At 40.4% G+C, this 18,788-nt stretch carries 14 protein-coding genes and 1 pseudogene; 4 read left to right on the forward strand and 11 right to left on the reverse strand.

Annotated features, from left to right (window positions below; genetic code table 11):
* Positions 1-88: 88 nt before the first annotated feature.
* The 4 genes from FTU38_RS07665 to pilG are packed head-to-tail and all read right to left on the reverse strand — an operon-like array spanning position 89 to position 3,533.
* Positions 89-2,164, reverse strand: a complete 2,076-nt coding sequence (locus FTU38_RS07665) for a methyl-accepting chemotaxis protein (protein WP_078191057.1) — start codon at positions 2,162-2,164, stop codon at positions 89-91.
* Between the two features lie 44 nt (positions 2,165-2,208).
* Positions 2,209-2,745 carry a chemotaxis protein CheW gene (locus FTU38_RS07670; protein WP_078191058.1) on the reverse strand — a complete coding sequence of 179 codons (537 nt, stop codon included), beginning with the start codon at positions 2,743-2,745 and terminating at the stop codon, positions 2,209-2,211.
* 6 nt (positions 2,746-2,751) lie between these two features.
* Positions 2,752-3,120, reverse strand: a complete 369-nt coding sequence (locus tag FTU38_RS07675) for a response regulator (RefSeq protein WP_078191059.1) — start codon at positions 3,118-3,120, stop codon at positions 2,752-2,754.
* Positions 3,121-3,149: 29 nt separating this feature from the next.
* Positions 3,150-3,533 carry a twitching motility response regulator PilG gene (pilG, locus tag FTU38_RS07680; protein ID WP_078191060.1) on the reverse strand — a complete coding sequence of 128 codons (384 nt, stop codon included), beginning with the start codon at positions 3,531-3,533 and terminating at the stop codon, positions 3,150-3,152.
* 346 nt (positions 3,534-3,879) lie between these two features.
* On the opposite strand from pilG, the gene FTU38_RS07685 reads away from it, so the two are divergent.
* The 4 genes from FTU38_RS07685 to FTU38_RS07700 all read left to right on the forward strand — a co-directional run bounded on the left by FTU38_RS07685 (position 3,880) and on the right by FTU38_RS07700 (position 10,560).
* Complete coding sequence (locus FTU38_RS07685; RefSeq protein ID WP_373683972.1) at positions 3,880-4,470, forward strand: hypothetical protein; 591 nt, start codon at positions 3,880-3,882, stop codon at positions 4,468-4,470.
* Positions 4,471-4,516: 46 nt separating this feature from the next.
* Positions 4,517-5,620 (forward strand): efflux RND transporter periplasmic adaptor subunit, encoded by a 1,104-nt coding sequence (locus tag FTU38_RS07690; RefSeq protein WP_180110916.1) that lies wholly within the window; start codon positions 4,517-4,519, stop codon positions 5,618-5,620.
* Positions 5,621-5,643: 23 nt separating this feature from the next.
* The gene (locus FTU38_RS07695; protein WP_180110917.1) at positions 5,644-8,748 is read left to right on the forward strand and encodes an efflux RND transporter permease subunit; all 3,105 of its coding nucleotides are present in this window, start codon (positions 5,644-5,646) and stop codon (positions 8,746-8,748) included.
* 96 nt (positions 8,749-8,844) lie between these two features.
* Complete coding sequence (locus FTU38_RS07700) at positions 8,845-10,560, forward strand: proline--tRNA ligase (protein ID WP_180110918.1); 1,716 nt, start codon at positions 8,845-8,847, stop codon at positions 10,558-10,560.
* Between the two features lie 64 nt (positions 10,561-10,624).
* On the opposite strand, the gene FTU38_RS07705 is transcribed toward FTU38_RS07700, so the two are convergent.
* The 7 genes and pseudogenes from FTU38_RS07705 to FTU38_RS07735 all read right to left on the reverse strand — a co-directional run.
* On the reverse strand, positions 10,625-11,932 hold the full coding sequence (locus FTU38_RS07705; RefSeq protein ID WP_180110919.1) for a hypothetical protein: 1,308 nt from the start codon (positions 11,930-11,932) through the stop codon (positions 10,625-10,627).
* 50 nt (positions 11,933-11,982) lie between these two features.
* On the reverse strand, positions 11,983-14,163 hold the full coding sequence (locus FTU38_RS07710; RefSeq protein WP_180110920.1) for a DUF6160 family protein: 2,181 nt from the start codon (positions 14,161-14,163) through the stop codon (positions 11,983-11,985).
* A gap of 30 nt (positions 14,164-14,193) precedes the next feature.
* Positions 14,194-14,883, reverse strand: a complete 690-nt coding sequence (locus tag FTU38_RS07715) for a hypothetical protein (RefSeq protein ID WP_180064934.1) — start codon at positions 14,881-14,883, stop codon at positions 14,194-14,196.
* Positions 14,884-14,893: 10 nt separating this feature from the next.
* Positions 14,894-16,954: a hypothetical protein gene (locus FTU38_RS07720; RefSeq protein WP_180110921.1), complete on the reverse strand. Its 2,061-nt coding sequence runs from the start codon at positions 16,952-16,954 to the stop codon at positions 14,894-14,896.
* 244 nt (positions 16,955-17,198) lie between these two features.
* Positions 17,199-17,768 (reverse strand): dCTP deaminase, encoded by a 570-nt coding sequence (gene dcd, locus FTU38_RS07725; RefSeq protein ID WP_005008040.1) that lies wholly within the window; start codon positions 17,766-17,768, stop codon positions 17,199-17,201.
* A gap of 112 nt (positions 17,769-17,880) precedes the next feature.
* Positions 17,881-18,474 (reverse strand): LysE family translocator, encoded by a 594-nt coding sequence (locus tag FTU38_RS07730; RefSeq protein WP_078192265.1) that lies wholly within the window; start codon positions 18,472-18,474, stop codon positions 17,881-17,883.
* Positions 18,475-18,680: 206 nt separating this feature from the next.
* A pseudogene (locus tag FTU38_RS07735) lies at positions 18,681-18,788 on the reverse strand (IS5/IS1182 family transposase); the annotation flags it as partial.

The raw sequence follows: 18,788 nt of genomic DNA on the forward strand, positions 1-18,788 counted from the left end.
GTGACGTTAAGTTCATCTTATCGATGTGTTATCTGTAATCGGTGCAGTACCCTAGCCGTAGCTAAGGTACTGCAGGTTTGCGCCTGACTTACTCTGGGAGTTTAAAGTCAGATACAGATTCACGTAATGATTCAGCCATGTTCGCCAATTCAGATACCGAACGCGCAGTATCAAATGTTGCACTGGTGGTTTGCGAGGTAATTTCTTGTACAACGTTCATCGTTGTCGCAATATGACCTGCAGAAGCAGACTGAAGTTTTGCAGCATCCGAAATGTTTGCAATCAGTTTCGCCAAGTTACCCGATACAGACTGAATTTCATCCAGTGCTACGCCGGCATCTTTAGATAAGTTCGCACCACGTACTACTTCCGAAGTCGTTTGTTCCATCGAAATTACGGCTTCGTTGGTATCCGTTTGAATGGTTTTTACCAAGCCTTCAATCTGTTTGGTTGCAGATGCTGAACGTTCCGCAAGACGCTGTACCTCATCCGCTACCACGGCGAAACCACGACCTGCTTCACCCGCCATCGACGCCTGAATTGCTGCGTTTAATGCCAAGATGTTCGTTTGGTCGGCAATATCGTTAATCAGTGCGACAATGTTACCAATCTCTTGAGAAGACTCACCCAAACGTTTAATACGTTTTGAAGTTTCCTGAATCTGTTCACGAATCGTGTCCATACCTTCAATTGAACGGTTTACGACATCTGCACCGTTTGCAGCAATTTGTACAGAACGTTCAGCTACGACAGCTGATTCTTCAGCGTTCGACGATACTTGGTCAATCGACATTGCCATTTCGTTAATCGCAGCAGATGCACCAGCAATCTCTTGCGCCTGATGTTCAGATGCTTCTGCAAGCTGGTTGGTAATACCCTGCGTATTCGCGGTATATTGCGCAACTTCTTGAGAAGTTTCTGTAATACGCGATACAAGATCACGTAATTGGTCGATTGCGAAGTTAATCGAGTCGGCAATCGCACCCGTAAAGTCTTCAGATACCGTCGCATACGAACGTAAGTCACCGTCTGCAAGATCGGCAATTTCATCGAGTAAACGTAAAATCGCGTTCTGGTTACGGTCATATTCTTCTTGAAGACGGGTTACACGGAATTTATCCGATTGACCACGTAAAGAAAGAAGTTTGAATACACAGATCAAGAAGGCAGTTAATGCAAGAATCAACAGTACCGCAGGTAAAATAGTTTTTAAACCTGTGCTAGAAGACAATTGATTTAGGTTACCCAATAATTTGTCTGACTCAGCAAAAATTTGTGAAGATGCTTTACGTACGTTCACAATTTGCGTTGAGTTTTTCAAAATCGTCGCAGCCGCTGATTTCAATACGTCATCATATTCAGCTTTAATACCTTCAAGTGACTCACGTAATTCAGGGCTTTCAATACGTTGTACACCAAGCTCTGTACTACCATCCAATTGGGCATTTAAGTACAAACCAAAGGTTTCAGTATCGGCACTGAAGTCATCTGCAGACTCACGTGAACTGTCAGAACCTGAAAGCACCGAACTGATCGAACGTAAAATACGTTCTGCAATGAATACTTGGTTTTTCGCAATCACCACCTGGTTCGAAGGCATGTCTTGACGTGCCATTTGGTCGACCATCAAGTTATATTCCGCCTGAATCCCCGGAATGGTTTCACCAATCGCGATGTTCGTGTCATATAACTTGTTAATGATTTTTTGCTGCGAAGTAATCAAGTCAATACTTTTTGAAACTTCAGCCCACTGCGTATCTACAGATTTCAGCGCATCGGTATTTGCATGAATATCTTTTACAGTTTCTAAGTTTTCTTTGAACGAATCTTGAGAAGCAATTAATTTTTTCATTGCATCTTCAGTACCTGAAGCAGTTGCCTCAGTTGCTTGACGCGAAATTGTTTGCGAAAGAAGACGGAGTTCACCCAAACTTTGCGTTAATTGGTTACCGCGAGGAACGCTATAGAATAGGTATAATAAAATGATCGTTGCCAGTACTAATGAACCAATCGCACCATAAATAAATGGTTTGGATTTTTCACTATCACCAAAAACTCGAGATAATTGATCTGTCTGTGATTGCAGTTTTGCCAGAAAAGCATTACCGCCTTTACGACCACTGGTGCTTTCACCCGTATTTTTCTTTTTAAGTTTAAAGCCCATTCAGCTTCTCCCCGATTACGCCTTCTTTCGTTCGTGCGCGACAATTAATTTATAAATTTTATAGATGCGTTCATGTATTTGGGATTTTGCAGTAAACGACTGAAGAGAAATACATTCCACTGCTGGTTATGCTGGTGGAAATACCCCTGACAATATTCCTGTAAATTTCGATCCAACTCATTATGTTTAGAAAAATAACTTTTCTTATTAAAGTGTTGAATACCCAAAACTTGATCGACTACCAAACCGACATAATGGTCATTATGACTAATACATAAAACTTTTTGAGTGGGTGAAAAACTACTTCGATGACCGGTTATATATTGTGCTAGGTCAGACAAAGAAAGTAAGCGTCCCCGAATATTGGCTAATCCCATCACCCAAGGTTGGGTGTTGGGAACTGGCGTATATTTTGGTGGGTAGATCACTTCAGCTACTTCACCTAAAGGAGCAACGTAATATTGCCCCATCATCTCAAAAGCAATGCCTGACCATCGGTTTACTTCATTTTCAGTGGAAACGTAGTTTTTGTTTCCTCGTTTTGCGATTCGAAGTAATTCGATAAATCCATTTGCTGCCATAGAGCTTTATCCTGCATTGAGGTGTTGCTTAATCACATCAATTAATTGTTTTTCGTCTACAGGTTTAGTTAGATAATCAGAAGCACCTTGGCGTTTACCCCAAACACGGTCAGTTGCCTGATCTTTGGTACTTACAATGACAATCGGAATATGTTTGGTGGTCGCACCACGTGCAATTTGACGTGTTGCTTGGAATCCATTCACACCCGGCATTACCACATCCATCAAGACCAAATCAGGTAACTCAGCTTGAGCCATCGTCACCCCATCTGCCCCATTTGAAGCTTCAATCACTTCAAATCCGTGTTTACCTAAAATTTCTTTAAAACGGAATGTTTCTGTTGGTGAATCATCAACGATTAGGATACGTGCCATGCTTTTTCCCCAAAAAATAAAAAATCTAATTAAGCTGTAACGTGATTACGGATTGCATTCAGCAATTCATCTTTACTGAATGGCTTCGTTAAGTATTCATCCGAACCCACAACACGACCCTTCGCCTGATCAAATAAACCGTCTTTACTTGAAAGCATAATCACAGGAATATTTTGATAATTTTGAGAGTTTTTAATCAGGGCACAAGTTTGATAGCCATCAAGACGTGGCATCATAATATCGACAAATACGATATCTGGATTCGCATCTGCAATTTTTGAAAGTGCTTCAAAACCATCTACAGCAGTGACGACTTCACATCCTTCACGCTGAAGCAGCGTTTCGGCCGTACGACGAATGGTTTTTGAATCATCAATTACCATGACTTTTAGATTTTGGAATTTATCGTCCATTTATTGACCCTACCCATTGAGGATGTACAAACAATTAAGTTAGCAGCATTATTATTTACAAGTTGTGAACATTTTTAACATATCTTTACTTGCGTTTTCAATGAACATTTTCTGCGCAAACACACAAGATTTCTTGTTTTTATTAACTGCTTCACACTTTCCGATGACCAACGATTTTTTTTTAACTTGGAATAGTATTTAATTGTCTTAATTAAGCATATTATAGCAAGATTATTACTTTAAAATAAGTAATTTAGTCAACTTTAAACTGGGGAGTACAAGGTTGAGTCCGCTTACAAAAAAAATTCACTTGATTGGCCTTAAACATTTCTCAAAAAAAGTCATCCTGACGACTTGTTTACTGGCTTATACCCCGCTTTTATTTGCTGCACCAAACAATATGCAGCAACCACAAAAGGCGACTTGGTATCGCTACTATGACAATAAAGGTGTAGCAAACATCAGTACCAATGTGACACCAAATCACATCCGCTATGGTTATGAAGCACTTGATCAAAATATGCAAGTGATTAAACGTAACCGCCCCTACAATGCTGAAGCTGACGTTAGACAAGCTCCTCAGCGTGCTGCTCAAGCACGTCAGCAAGCATCAGATATCAAACTTAAAAAAGCCTATACCAATAGCCGAACTGCGGCCATTAAAAAGCGTGATGCACTGACGGGTATACGTAAACAGATCGTGTTTGAACAAGAACAATTAAAACAATTACAAAATGATCGTGTATTATTTGTTCGCCAAGAACGTGAACATTTTCGAAAAGGTGAAACCGTTCCGGCAAAATTAAAAACAATGTTGGATAATAATCAAAAAAATATGGTAGCGAAAAAAGAATACATTCAATCGTTACAAACTCGCTATCGAAATACAGAAGCTGAATACGACAGAATTATTACGCGTTTAAAAGCGATGGAATAAACTTGTTATTCAATTGCTTTTGTAGACCGCTGATATAAGGACCATTATGCAATCTGCACAGCAATCATCCCCATTTTTAAAGCTTAGCCTGCTTTGCATAAGCCTGACTTTGGCTGCATGTCAAAAAGAAGATTCGCAGCAAAGTGTAAAACCAGAAAATAAGATTGAATTGATTCAACAAGATCTGGTCACGATCGAACAAGGCAACGCAATTTCCAAAACTGCATTTACAGGCACCATTCGGGCGGTCAATCAGAGCAGTATTCAAGCCCAAGTCACTGCGACTGCAACCAATGTTAATGCAGAGGTCGGACAACGTGTCAGCAAAGGCCAAGTATTGGTGCATTTAAATAATCAAGACAACGCAGCACGTCTTGCTCAATCTCAAGCGAACCTCGCATCCACGCAAGCTCAAGCCAATCAAGCCAAACTAATGATGGAGCGCAAACAGCGTTTGCTGAATCAAGGCTTTATTTCCAAAGTAGAGTTTGAACAAAGTCGTGTCGATTACCAAGCTCAAATGGAAAATGTTCGTGCCCAACAAGCCAATGTCGATATTGCACGTAAAGCCAATCAAGACGGCACCATTTATAGTCCTATCCAAGGCGTGATTACCAAACGTGATGTTGAACCGGGACAAACGGTTGCTGCCGGACAAACCCTTTTTGAAATCGTCAATCCAGACCAATTAGAAATTCAAGCCAAATTACCAAGTGATCAGCAAGCTGCACTGAAAATTGGACAAAAAATTGAATATAACATCCAAGGCAATAGCAATTTACTCACTGCACAAATCAGTCGGATTTCACCGATTGCTGATCAAGCAAGTCGCCAAATTGAATTTTTTGCAGCCCCAAATGAAACCATTACATCATTAAGTATTGGTGCTTTTGTCGAAGGTCACATTTTAGGTACAGATAATATTTCAGGCCAAAAAATTCCACTCGATTCCATTCAAAGTCTAAAAGACCAACCTTATGTCTGGGTCATACGTCAAAATAAAATTGCCAAAGTGCCTGTACAAATTTTGAATCAGAGTTATAGCAATAACACCGCGATTGTTCAGGGCTTACAAAATAGTGATCTGATCAGCCGAATTAAATTTAATGATTCAGATATCAAACAAGATGTAAGTATCAGCCAAAATTAAAAGAATAAGGCAGGACAGTTGTTATGTGGTTAACCCGAATTAGTGTGAAATATCCTGTTTTCACCATCATGATGATGTTCTGTCTGATGGTGCTAGGACTCGCTTCTTGGCAACGTATGGGTGTTGAAGAGTTTCCTGATGTCGACTTCCCTTTTGTTGTAGTCTACACCAACTATCCGGGTGCTTCTCCTGAGTCTGTCGAATCTGAGATCACCAAGAAACTTGAAGATCAGATCAATACGATTTCAGGCCTTAAGCAAGTCATTTCACAGTCCAGTGAAGGTTTATCCACGGTCATTGTCGAATTTAATCTAGACGTCTCATCCTCTGTAGCTGCACAGGATATTCGAGATAAAATTGCACCGGTAACCGCACAATTTCGTGATGAAATTGATGACCCCATTGTAGAACGCTACGACCCTACTGCCAGTGCGATTATGTCGATTGTTTTTGAATCAAAGGATATGTCTTTACGTGATTTGAGTTCCTATCTCAATCAACGGATTGTGCCACAGCTCAGAACAGTTCCCGGTGTAGGTACGGTCAATTTATTGGGCGATGCGCAGCGACAAATTCGAATACAAGTAAATCCGCAAAAATTACAAAGTTTCGGGATTGGGATCGATCAAGTTATAAACACCCTAAAATCTGAAAATATTGAAGTTCCGGGAGGAACCTTAAAACAAAAGAACTCAGAATTGGTGGTCGAAATTAAATCTCGGGTTATTCACCCAAATTCTTTTGGAGATTTAGTGGTTGCCAATAAAAATAGCGCGCCGATTTATCTCAAACAAATTGCCGAGATAGAAGATAGCCAAGCCGAAATGGAGTCGAGTGCCTATCTGAATGGTAAAACAGCCGTTGCTGTCGACATTCTGCGAAGTTCGGACTCTAATGTGATTGAGGTGGTTGATAATACCCGTAAAACTTTAAGTAAAATTCAACAGCAATTACCACAAGGCACGACGGCAGAAATTGTGGTTGATTCATCTAAAGGTATTCGTGGCAGCATTAAAGATGTGGCACGTACCATTATTGAAGGTGCTGTACTTGCAGTCTTCATTGTTTTGCTATTTCTCGGTTCATTTCGTTCGACAGCTATTACAGGTTTAACCCTACCGATTTCGCTACTGGGCACCCTCACCTTTGTTTGGATTTTTGGTTTTACCATCAACATGATGACCCTACTGGCTCTCTCGCTGAGTATCGGTCTACTCATTGATGATGCCATTGTGGTTCGTGAAAATATTGTCCGCCATGCCGATATGGGCAAAGACCATGTCACCGCCGCACTCGACGGCACGAAAGAAATTGGTTTAGCTGTATTGGCCACGACCTTGACCATTGTCGCGGTATTTTTACCTGTGGCATTTATGGGCGGTATTATTGGGCGTTTCTTCTATCAATTCGGTGTAACCGTTAGTACCGCTGTACTGATTTCGATGTTTGTGAGTTTCACCCTTGACCCGATGTTGTCTGCTCACTGGGCAGAACGCCACGATCCAAATAAAAAGCCCGGCAAAATCAAACGCTTTTTTAACTGGATTTCGGGCAAGCTCGATAACTTAAGCCATCATTATGAAAAATTACTCAAGCTTGCTTTAAAGTTCCGTCTCATCACCCTTTTAATCGCCGTCGCATCATTATTTGGTGCATTGGGTTTATCCAAACTGATCGGAACCGAATTTGTACCGGTACCAGACAAAGGTGAAATTCGGATCAAATTTGAAACACCCGTTGATGCAACCCTTGAATATTCACAGGCGAAGCTTAAGCAAGTCGATCGTATCATTCGCCAGCATCCAGAAGTCAAAGCCACTTATGGTGCCATTAATAGTGCCACTGATCGCGGTAAAAACCATGCCAGCATTCGTGTCACCGTTTCACCACGTACAGAGCGTAGTCAAACCTTAACGGATCTCAACAATGAATTCCGTACCCGTTTAAAACATGTGGCAGGAATTACTATTACCTCGATTGCCTCAGCTGATGAAACAGTTTCGGGCGGTCAAAAGCCGGTCATGATCTCGATTAAAGGACCAGACTTAGATGAGTTACAACGCATTTCAGATCGATTCTTGGTTGAAGTTGCCAAAGTCGAAGGTATTGTCGACTTAGAAAGCTCGCTTAAAGAACCTAAACCGACGCTAGGTGTACATATCAATCGCGTTTTAGCCAGTGATTTAGGTTTATCCGTCAATCAGATCGCCAATGTGTTACGCCCTCTTCTTGCGGGGGATAATGTAACAACGTGGAAGGATGATAAAGGCGAAACCTATGATGTAAATTTACGTCTCACTGAAGATCAGCGTCGACTACCAACAGACATTCAAAGCATGTACATCACATCGCAAAAAACCGATGCCACAGGCTTACCTATCTTGGTTCCATTGGCAAGTGTGGCTAGCTTTGAAGAAACACTCGGTGCTTCACAAATTAACCGTCGTGATCTGGCACGTGAAGTGATGGTTGAAGCCAACACGGCAGGTCGTCCCGCGGGTGATATTGGAGCCGAAATCAATGAGATTGAGAAAAATTTCGACTTGCCACCGGGTTATAGTTTTGTCACGCAAGGTGCCAATAAAGATATGGCTGAATCAGCGGGTTATGCAATGACAGCGATTACGCTCTCTATTGTGTTTATTTATATTGTTTTGGGTTCACAATTTAATAGCTTCATTCACCCTGCAGCCATTATGGCGTCATTGCCCTTATCATTGATTGGGGTGTTCTTAGCCCTATTCTTATTTAATTCAACCATGAACCTCTTTTCCATTATCGGGATTATTATGCTCATGGGCTTGGTGACAAAGAACGCAATTCTACTCATCGACTTTATTAAAAAAGCCATGGATCATGGGGTAAATCGTTATGAAGCGATTATTGAAGCAGGTAAAACCCGTTTACGCCCCATTTTAATGACCACCAGCGCAATGGTGATGGGTATGGTTCCGCTTGCACTTGGTCTGGGTGAAGGCGGTGAACAAAGCGCGCCAATGGCACATGCCGTGATTGGTGGTGTGATTACCTCTACCTTACTGACACTCGTGGTTGTTCCAGTGATTTTTACCTATTTGGATGATTTCCGAAACTTCCTTGCACGTCAGGCCAAAAAAATCATGTCATAATGACAAAATCTAAAATGAGGTGACTTTGGAAAATGTTCACCTCATTTTTTATTGTATACTCTCCACTTTAACGCTTAATTTTTTAGGACAGTTTCCATGCGCGCGAGTCGCTTTTTATTTGCAACGTTAAGAGAAACCCCAAACGATGCTGAAGTTATTTCACATCAGCTTATGCTTCGTGCCGGGATGATTCGTAAATTGGCTTCAGGTTTATACACTTGGCTGCCGATGGGCGTTCGCGTATTAAATAAAGTTGAAGCGATTATCCGCGAAGAGATGGATCGTGCTGGTTCACTTCAAGTCCTGATGCCTGTCACTCAACCTGCATCTTTATGGGAAGAATCAGGTCGTTTCGTACAATATGGTCCAGAACTTTTACGTTTTAAAGACCGTCATAACAATGACTTTGTACTTGGCCCTACACATGAAGAAGTGATTACAGATCTTGCTCGCAATGAGTTGAAAAGCTATAAGCAATTGCCTGCAAACTTCTACCAAGTACAAACCAAATTCCGTGACGAAATCCGCCCTCGTTTCGGTGTGATGCGTTCACGTGAATTCATCATGAAAGATGCCTATTCTTTCCATGTTGACCAAGCCTCTTTACAAGAAACCTATGACAACATGTATGCAGCTTACTGCAAGATTTTCACGCGTTTAGGTTTAAATTTCCGTCCAGTTCAAGCGGATACAGGTTCAATTGGTGGTTCGGGTTCTCATGAATTCCACGTACTTGCTTCTAGCGGTGAAGATGACATCGCATTCTCTACAGAGTCAGATTATGCTGCTAACGTAGAAATGGCTGAAGCCGTACTAGTTGGTGAACGTGCTGCTCCGACTAAAGCACTTGAAATTATTGATACACCAAATCAAAAAACCATAGCTGATGTTTCTGAATTCCTTAAATCAAAACCTGCTCAATCTGTAAAAGCATTGTTGGTTCAAGGTGTTGCTGAAGAAGGTAAAGCTGCGCCAGTGGTTGCCTTATTCCTACGTGGCGACCATGAACTGAATGAAATTAAAGCTGAAAAACACCCATTAATTGCTGCTCCATTGGCCTTTGCAACTGAAGCACAATTGGCTGACTTAGGTTTAACGGCTGGTTTCTGTGGCCCTCAAGGCTTAACCCAAAAAGGCATTACAGTTATTGTTGACCGTGCAGCGTCTGTACTTTCAGACTTTGTTGCTGGTGCAAACCAAGTCGATAAACATGCTGTAGGTGTAAACTGGGAACGTGATGCACAATACACCGAAGTTTATGACCTACGTAATGTTGTTGAAGGTGACCCTTCTCCAGACGGTCAAGGTACAATCTTGATTAAACGTGGTATCGAAGTTGGTCATATCTTCCAGTTGGGTCAAAAATACTCTGAAGCACTTGGCTGTAAAGTCTTAGGTGAAGACGGCAAACCTCTCGTTGTGACTATGGGTTGCTATGGTATTGGTGTAACCCGTGTTGTTGCTTCTGCAATTGAACAAAACTTCGATGACAAAGGGATTATTTGGCCGTCTGCAATTGCTCCTTTCGAAGTTGCTATTGTGCCAATGAATGCGCATAAATCACCGCGCACGTTAGAAGCAGCTGAAGCACTGTATGCAGAATTAACTGCTGCTGGTTATGATGTTCTTCTAGATGATCGTAATGAACGTCCAGGTGTTAAATTCTCTGATATCGAGTTAACAGGTATTCCACACCGTATCGTTATTGGTGAGAAAGGTTTGGATGCTGGTACATTTGAGTACAAAGGTCGCCGTGATGAAGAATCAAGCAACCTCAGTAAAGAAGACCTTTTAGCGAAAATTGCAAAATAATTTGCGCTAAATATAAAAAAATCCCGCTAAGTGCGGGATTTTTTTATATTAAATACTTTAAGCCTTAACAGAATTTCAGCCCGCCGAAGCAGTTAGAACGAAACTCCTGTCCAGAAAGTTTTAAATTGTTTAATGGGAAATCAATTAATGACGGGTTTTTAATTTCTTTAACATCTAAAGCCGAACCTGCAACACAACCAAAGATTAAATCTCCACAATTACGAACATTGGTACTTAAGTCATGGTTAATTCCAGCGATCGTTTGTTTCAACACTTCATCCGTAATCGCCACTTTATCTGAAGGTGTAATACTCCCCAAATCGACCTCATCTTCCATCGCCAACCACCAACCTCTTTCTGCTGCAACTGCAGCACCAGGCCAGAGTATTTTTTGAGCTTGTAAGGATAACGAAGCAGGGTTATTTAGATAAAGTGCATGGATCAAACCTAAACTTTGATTTACCGTAATATCGGTTTGTAGTCCAGTAAGATAGCCTGTTACGTCTTTATTCAAATTAATATTTAACCCAAGTAGAGAGATCTGAGCTTCTAATGGACCACTAAAATCTAGACGATCAACTGTACCTGTGCCTTTTAATACCGCAATATTATCCTTAATTCTATTCCCGCTCACGACAGTGGCTGGAATTGTAAAAGGTGCTGTGGTTGATTTTAAATTAAAGGAATAATTATCTGATTTGTAGTGAAGCGGTAGATCAACTTCAGCACCAAATAATGTCCCCTTAACAGCCCCTTCAATGTATTGCTGCGTAGAAGCATAGTCCATCACACGCTCGGCAGTTGTTGCAACACCCGCAGACGCTTTGGTTTTCATATACCCACTAAAGGTGTTGATACCATTGGGTGTATTACTATTTTCTGTACCTAATGTCATTAACCCAGAAATTTTTTCAGCGCTCAGACGAAAGCCCATCACTTCACGAGTTGCAGCTGATTTGGGATCTTTAATTGCAATTTCGATAAAAGGATTGGTCAACAAAGCAGAAGTTGCCGCACGTTCATCCGACGTATAATTGCTATTTGCAGGCAATCCACTCAGTGAAATATGATCGATATCAATATCACAAGCACCTGGGCCATTTGCACCACCACAACCCAATTGCAGCTTTTTAATATTGGCATTGAGCTCCATTTCAGCTTCCAAACCAAGTTTATAAAAGCCGACATTGGATTGGTCTACGGCTTGTCCACTCTCATCCACAGAATTATACCCCTGCGTATATTCCATGGAGAGTAAAGCTTGACCATCAACTTTTGATAAGCTTTCATCATCTAAAGCCATCATTGCATGAGATAAGCTACTCATCGCAAATGTCGAGAATATCAAACCTCTGATTAACTTCTTTTTCATAACAAATTCCCTGTTCGTTATTTTATTTATTTGTTATTGATTTAATATTATTAGCGTGGAGTAATCCCCATCGTACTTCGCATTGTTCCACCTGTTAGGGCAATATCCGCCATCTTCTGCATATTGCCATTTGTTAACATCGATACTTCTGCGCGAAATGCTTTAGACATATTATTGGTTGGATTGAATTTAACCTGATTATCAAACTCTACCGAATCTTGTTTCATTTTAATTCGAGCATCAAAACCTAGATCGCCCTGCATTTTATTAATATTAATACTTGAAGCTGAAACAACACCGCTGGCATTTACATCTTCATTCATCAAACTTAAATAGCTTCCCATAACTTTTTGATCTTTCTTTTCAGCATCTGTTAAGGCTTTAAATTCAAAGCTTCCACGGAAAGACAAATAATTATTTTCTGCACTGTCATTTAGACCCGGTACTATAAATAGCTCCCCCTTACCATCGAGCTTAAACGCAATATTCGTCAACACATCATCACGTTTAGAGAAATTATCTAAAGGTACTGTTGTCCCACATTTGACAGAAGCTGTAGTCGCACAGTTATAGGTTGAACCCGGAAGTTGACCAATCGCTAACTCGGCATTGGCTGCAATCAATAAATTATCTGCACGTACATAGATACCGTCATTTTCATAGCCAATCACACCATCAGATTGAATCAGCGCATTGATGTTTCGCAAGCCTGCATAATAATTGACTTCTTGGCCATTTAAGCCTTTTTTACCATCGATCAAGATAATAGAGGTCGTACTTGGTGTTCCTGTTTTTTTATCAACACCATAACCATCCGTGCTCATCACGAGGTTATAGCCAATACCTGATTTTTCAGCCGCATTTTTATAACTGTATTTTTTCTCTGATAATGCAACATTGGCATTCATATTATAAATCGGGATACCAATCCCCCAACTGTTGTCATTACTTGCAATTGCAGCAATTGAGTTATCAGAAATAAATCGTGCGGTACGCGCGATGGACTGAAAATCCATACCACGAATCGCCACAAGTGCAAAATTTCCACCCGCCGTTTGATTTGACAGATTCTGGGTTAAAACATTATTGGTTAAGCCTAATGTCGCTTTTAATTTATCATTTACCAGAAAATCAAGGCTTTTGGCTTGAATGGTATTGATATAAATATCGCCAAAATCAATATAGGCATTTTTATCAGCAACTAAAGACGTTAAATTAGAAAATTCAATGGCATAACTACCAATACCCGTATGGCCAATTTCTAAGGTTGTCGGTGCTTGACCTGCAACAAGACTCGGATCATCCTTTGAAGTAAAATCCGCGCGCACTCCTAAATGTAAACCACCTGAACCAACAGACTCATATCCTGAAGCTTTCGTTGCTAGACCAAAATCTTTAATTCCGTCTTGATTGGCATTTAAGGCCACTCGTGCATTAGTGACAGCACCCGATGCTCCCATACGAATTAAATTGCGCTGTGCACCACCATCGGTACCGTAACGTAGATCGATATTAACGCCGGGGTTTGTGGCATCGCTACGTGAGCTATGAACATCTGATGTATCTTTTACTCGTCCAAGGTTAATCGTATGGTCTTTGCTTCCCGTTGATTTTGTGGTGAGGACAATACCTTCATCTGCTGCGACATACATATAACCTGAACCCGCAAAGTTAAAGTTAAAATCCTTTAACGTTACGCTATGTCCATTCATCCCATGACTAATACTGGCATTTTGCAATTGAAATTCCATATAAGCCGCATCATTACGGTTAAATAGACCATTGCTGGTTTCAAGTAATACTTTTAAAGGTGAAGTTGTTGCAATCGTAAGCGAACCTAAGTTTTGCGCAGGCGTTTGGCACGTTGCACCTTGACACAGCAGCATAATATTTTGTGCAACAGCCGTAAATGGGCTGACACTGGCTGCAATACGCATACCTACACCTGCATCCGTCGTCCCCACATCAAAATCTAATTTTGATCTAATGGTACTTTGTCCAACGCCATCTATTTGTACATTGTGCAAACCCATTTTCATCTTATTTTGGTCGGTCGGGTCAACCCAATTCAACTGATCGACTTTTACTCTAGAAACTTCATGGGTAATAGAAATGCCATCTTGGCCCGTAACTGCACCCAAGCTTTCATCGGTCATCGCTTCAAAAGCATATGCATGTTGAGCAAGTAAAATACTGGTTGCGAGTGCCGTTAAAGTTGTTATTTTTTTCATCACTATATCCTTATATTCAGTCACAGCTGATTAACAGCGACCTGCACCATTTCCAGTACAGTTAAAACTGAAGATGTTTAACTTTCCACTCATATGCATATTGCCATGCACATTAACACCCATAAATCCTTGTTCTGCACCACGATCAAAATCAGGTACTGCTAAAGTTGTTGTCGTTCCGTCCGCTTTCTTTTCAGTATAGGTCGTATAAGTACTGGTATTTTCATACCCCTCCTTACCTGTCGTACCTGTTTCTACTGCCAAGGTAGCAAAACCTAAATTTCTAATTTTTAATGGTTTATTATCATAAAATGTCAGCTGCATAGCCGTTTGTGGATTACCTTCACGATTGATGATCGTCACGCCATCTAAAGAAAATTGATCGATTTGTAACGTTCCTTGAAACTGTTTAAACACCAACCATTTCTTATTACCATTCGCATCCACATGATTATTGGGCGCAAGTGCTAAACGACAAAATTCATTGGATGAACATTGATATCCATAAAAAGCCTGAGTAGTTTTACCATTCGCATCCATGATAGAAATGTTGTTTTTCGACATATCATTGGCGTATTGATGGTTTAATGAAAGCGTCCAACTGAGATCTGCACCGCCTTGACCGGTTGCAGCGGTAAGTTCCCTATTATCCATAGACACTAAACCTGCATGAGTTTGTGTCAGTGCAGCACAAACAACAGCGCATAAAATTTTATACATGTGATTTCTCCTACAGCCCTGTTGTTCTTATTTTTAAGTGCTGAATCAATACGCCATCTATGGCAACAGATCCTAAATTCGTGCTTTGTCCATTGACACCTTTAAACACCACACCTGTCGCAGTATCCGTACTTTTTGCATTCAACAGATTACCAGGCAAGCGCTCTACTGTACCGATCGCAATGCTACTGTGTGTTGCATTACGTCCTTGATATAGTGCTGTCGCATCTGAAGAGTTTGCTTTTAACTCCGTGCCACAACTATAGACATTACAGGTTGAACCTTTAAAGTCTGCAGCAGTTAAACCCGATGTACCTGTGGTATTACCAGCGATATCCGTATAGTAAGTATAAATTTTACTGTAAATAGAAGGTACATTTGGAATACGTGTCACTTCCAAAATAATATTTCGACCTTCTGAACCCACAATAAAGGGCTGATACATATTGCCTAAAACTAAATTGATATTTGGGCTATATAAATATAGACCTTCAGTTTCATGAAAGATTGGAGCTGCAGAACGATCCATCGCTGGTGTCGCTGCTGTTCCATCATCCAATTCAGAGCGTGCAGCTGTACTGATACGCATGCCGCGAGCATCCAAATCTCCATCATTGATACTCAGTGACTCAGCACGATCATTGGTATTAATACGAATTAAACTGGCTAAACCTAAAGTTTGGTTATAGTTGGTATTTGTTGATTTCAGGGTTTGGAAAATGCGAACTTGTGAACCATTTAAACTCAGGCCATTGGCAACAATTTGAGTCCGTAAACGATAGTCTTTATCTAAGCCGCTGGTGGGCGCACCAGTGATAGGATCAACAACATTACTTGAATTTAAAGACCGTGAAAATACATCCATCCACAAACCAAGTTTGATGTTGTTAGATGCATCATCTGCTGCAATTTTCTTTAATGGTGCCTCAATGGCTAAGTAACCAACATTTCCTTTATTATTTGCCGCAAATTGTTCAACATCTTGATTTCCCGCATGGAAAAGCCATGGATTTTCTGCTGTACCCCAATTAAATCCTTGGTCTGTATAGCGCGTTGCTAATGAACTTTTTCCATTTTTATCTTTGCTATTGGACAGGGCTAAGCCATATATAAATACATCTGCTTTCGATCTGAGGCTCGATACGGTCGCAGTCGAGGCAATTTGTTTTGCTGTAATTTCAGCATTTTTTTTCACCGTTGCTAATGCTGAATCACTCGCCTTTTGAGCTTCAAGCTTGGCATAGTCCGTTGCCAACTGATTGAGGGTTTCTGCAGCTTTGGCATTTAACTGAGCATCTTTTGTTGGATCAATAAGATTTGAACGTGTAATTTTTCCTGAGACATAATTTTTATAAAACGTAGACCCAGTAGGTAAATTACCCGTACTATTGTTACCGTATAGTAACTCAATCATTTCATAGGTATTTTTTAAAGCAGCAGCTTGAGACTTTTCTTTTAACCACGGTGTAATTGATTCTTTCGTTGTACCATCATCTTCTAATTTCAAACCAGACGATGAACCATCATAATAATCTGCATAACGCTGATCGTAATATGCCTTCATCGTTGGTGATTCAAGATAAGACTGTACTAATCGGCCACGATATTCTGTTGAATATGTTGCTATGGTTTCATTGGTAATACGTGTAGCATTATTGGTCTCATAGGTGCTTTTAGAACTTAAGAAAGTGGAGTCATAAACACCGTTATAGCCCGTAACTCGGCCTTGCTGATAGGCATCAACATATGCAGCTTTATAGATTTTATCGTAAGCACGCTGGCCTAATTGTTCATAGTTTTCACCTGTAGGAATAATCCGAATAAAACCTGTATCGCTTTTCCCTGGATCAACCATACCAGACGCATAACTAGAAGCCGTAGAACGGTCATTTGGCCCTTGAAAGACCATTTTGAAATTTTCTAAAGTGAGTGCAACACCTTCACCCGTTGTGGCTGAAAGTGCTTCATCTGATAAATCTTGAAGCGCATAAACAGATGGTGCAGCAAACATGCTGACTGCGGCTGCTAAGCAACTCTGGCGGAATAACTTAGCCTGGGTGAATTGAGTCATCTCGACCTTCCTTTTATCAGATGCTCTGCATCTCTCTTATATTTATTCCTGAGAACTGGCTTTGATGTTATTGTCCATTTATTCCTTAAATGGAGACTTGTGATAGACCAGTCACTTAACTTTTTATTATGCTGAATAATTACTCAATTGCAAAAACTTCCCCACCGAATGGTCTATTTTCCGATGAATGACCCAACAAAAAAGCGGGCTACTTCGCCCGCTTTTTTAAACTAAATTCGAAGGATTAAGCTTTCGGTAAAGTCACACCGGTTTGACCTTGGTATTTACCACCACGGTCTTTATAAGAGGTTTCACACACTTCGTCTGATTCAAAGAACAACATTTGTGCGACACCTTCACCCGCGTAAATACGTGCAGGCAAGTTGGTTGTATTCGAAAATTCTAAAGTCACGTGACCTTCCCACTCTGGTTCAAGAGGCGTCACATTGACAATAATACCGCAGCGCGCATAGGTTGATTTACCCAAACAAACGGTTAACACATTACGTGGAATACGGAAATATTCGACTGTACGTGCTAGTGCAAACGAGTTTGGCGGAATGATACAAACGTCTGATTCGATATCAATAAAGCTTTTATCGTCAAAGTTTTTAGGGTCAACAATTGCTGAATGAACATTGGTAAAGACTTTAAATTCACGAGCACAGCGCACGTCATAACCATAGCTCGACACGCCATACGAAATAAGCTTTTCGCCATTTTCATCATAACGGACTTGGTTTTCTGCATACGGTTCAATCATGCCGTGTTTTTCGCTCATTTCGCGAATCCAACGATCAGACTTAATAGCCATTTATCTCTATCCAAAAACTTAAATCAATTATTGCGTGGTACTTTAACTGAAATCCGACTTAATGAAAATAAGCTTTGCCGAACTAAGCGGATTTAGTCATTTTCAAATCAATTTAGAGTTTTAAAATCGCAGAATAACTCAGTGGTATCGAAAAACTAACCAAGACTAGCGATGCTGTTCGTTGTAAATTGGCTTGATTGAGCCAACTAATTTTATTCGATGCCAAAACGGAACCAAGAAAGGTCCAAAAAAATGCAATAGGAACGATCAACAACAAAAAGATCAGCATGTGAGCTACATAATACTGCGCATTTTGCCAAGCCAATGCAGGAAAAATCGCAGATGCAAATAATAGTGCTTTAGGATTTAATAACGTCGCAACAAAGAGTTCGCGTGCACGAATGCCCTTTTGATTAAAATTTTCAGCAACAGTTGCTGTACGCCATAATCGCATAGCCAAAAATAGAATATAGCCAGCACTAAACAGTTTTAAAATGGTCGGCAGTAAAGGCAGATGTACGGAAATTTTACCAATGAGAAAACCCCATAGGCTAATCGAAATAAGATAACCAAAGGCTTCCGCTGGAATGAGTCGGAATGATTTACGTAGCCCAACTTGAATACCCGAAGATGCGAGTAAGGTATTGGTTGGTCCTGGCGTTAACAAAATACTGATAACTAGACCAATAAAAAACCATGAAATCATACTTTGACCTCAAACTTAATCCGCGAAGATTAATTCAGTTGTTTCGTATTAGCAAAATAAAAAATAGAAATGCTTATAAAAAACTCCTTATTTAATTATAAATTCAGTAACTTAAATAGAAAAACAAAACCTTAGCTGAACAGTCATTCAGAGCACCTTACAATTCAAAGAAATAGTTTGAACTTATATTAGATTTCTTTCATAAGTCATTTTTCACTCAGCTCTAAGTTATAAATTCCAGCAATTAGATTGAATCTCAATGCTAGTCTTTTGCCTCGATTGCGATATCGCTCAGCAAGAATTTTGAAGGTTTT

Origin of the sequence: Acinetobacter sp. YH12098, assembly GCF_013419235.1 — a bacterium.
Classification (GTDB): Bacteria; Pseudomonadota; Gammaproteobacteria; order Pseudomonadales; family Moraxellaceae; genus Acinetobacter; species Acinetobacter amyesii.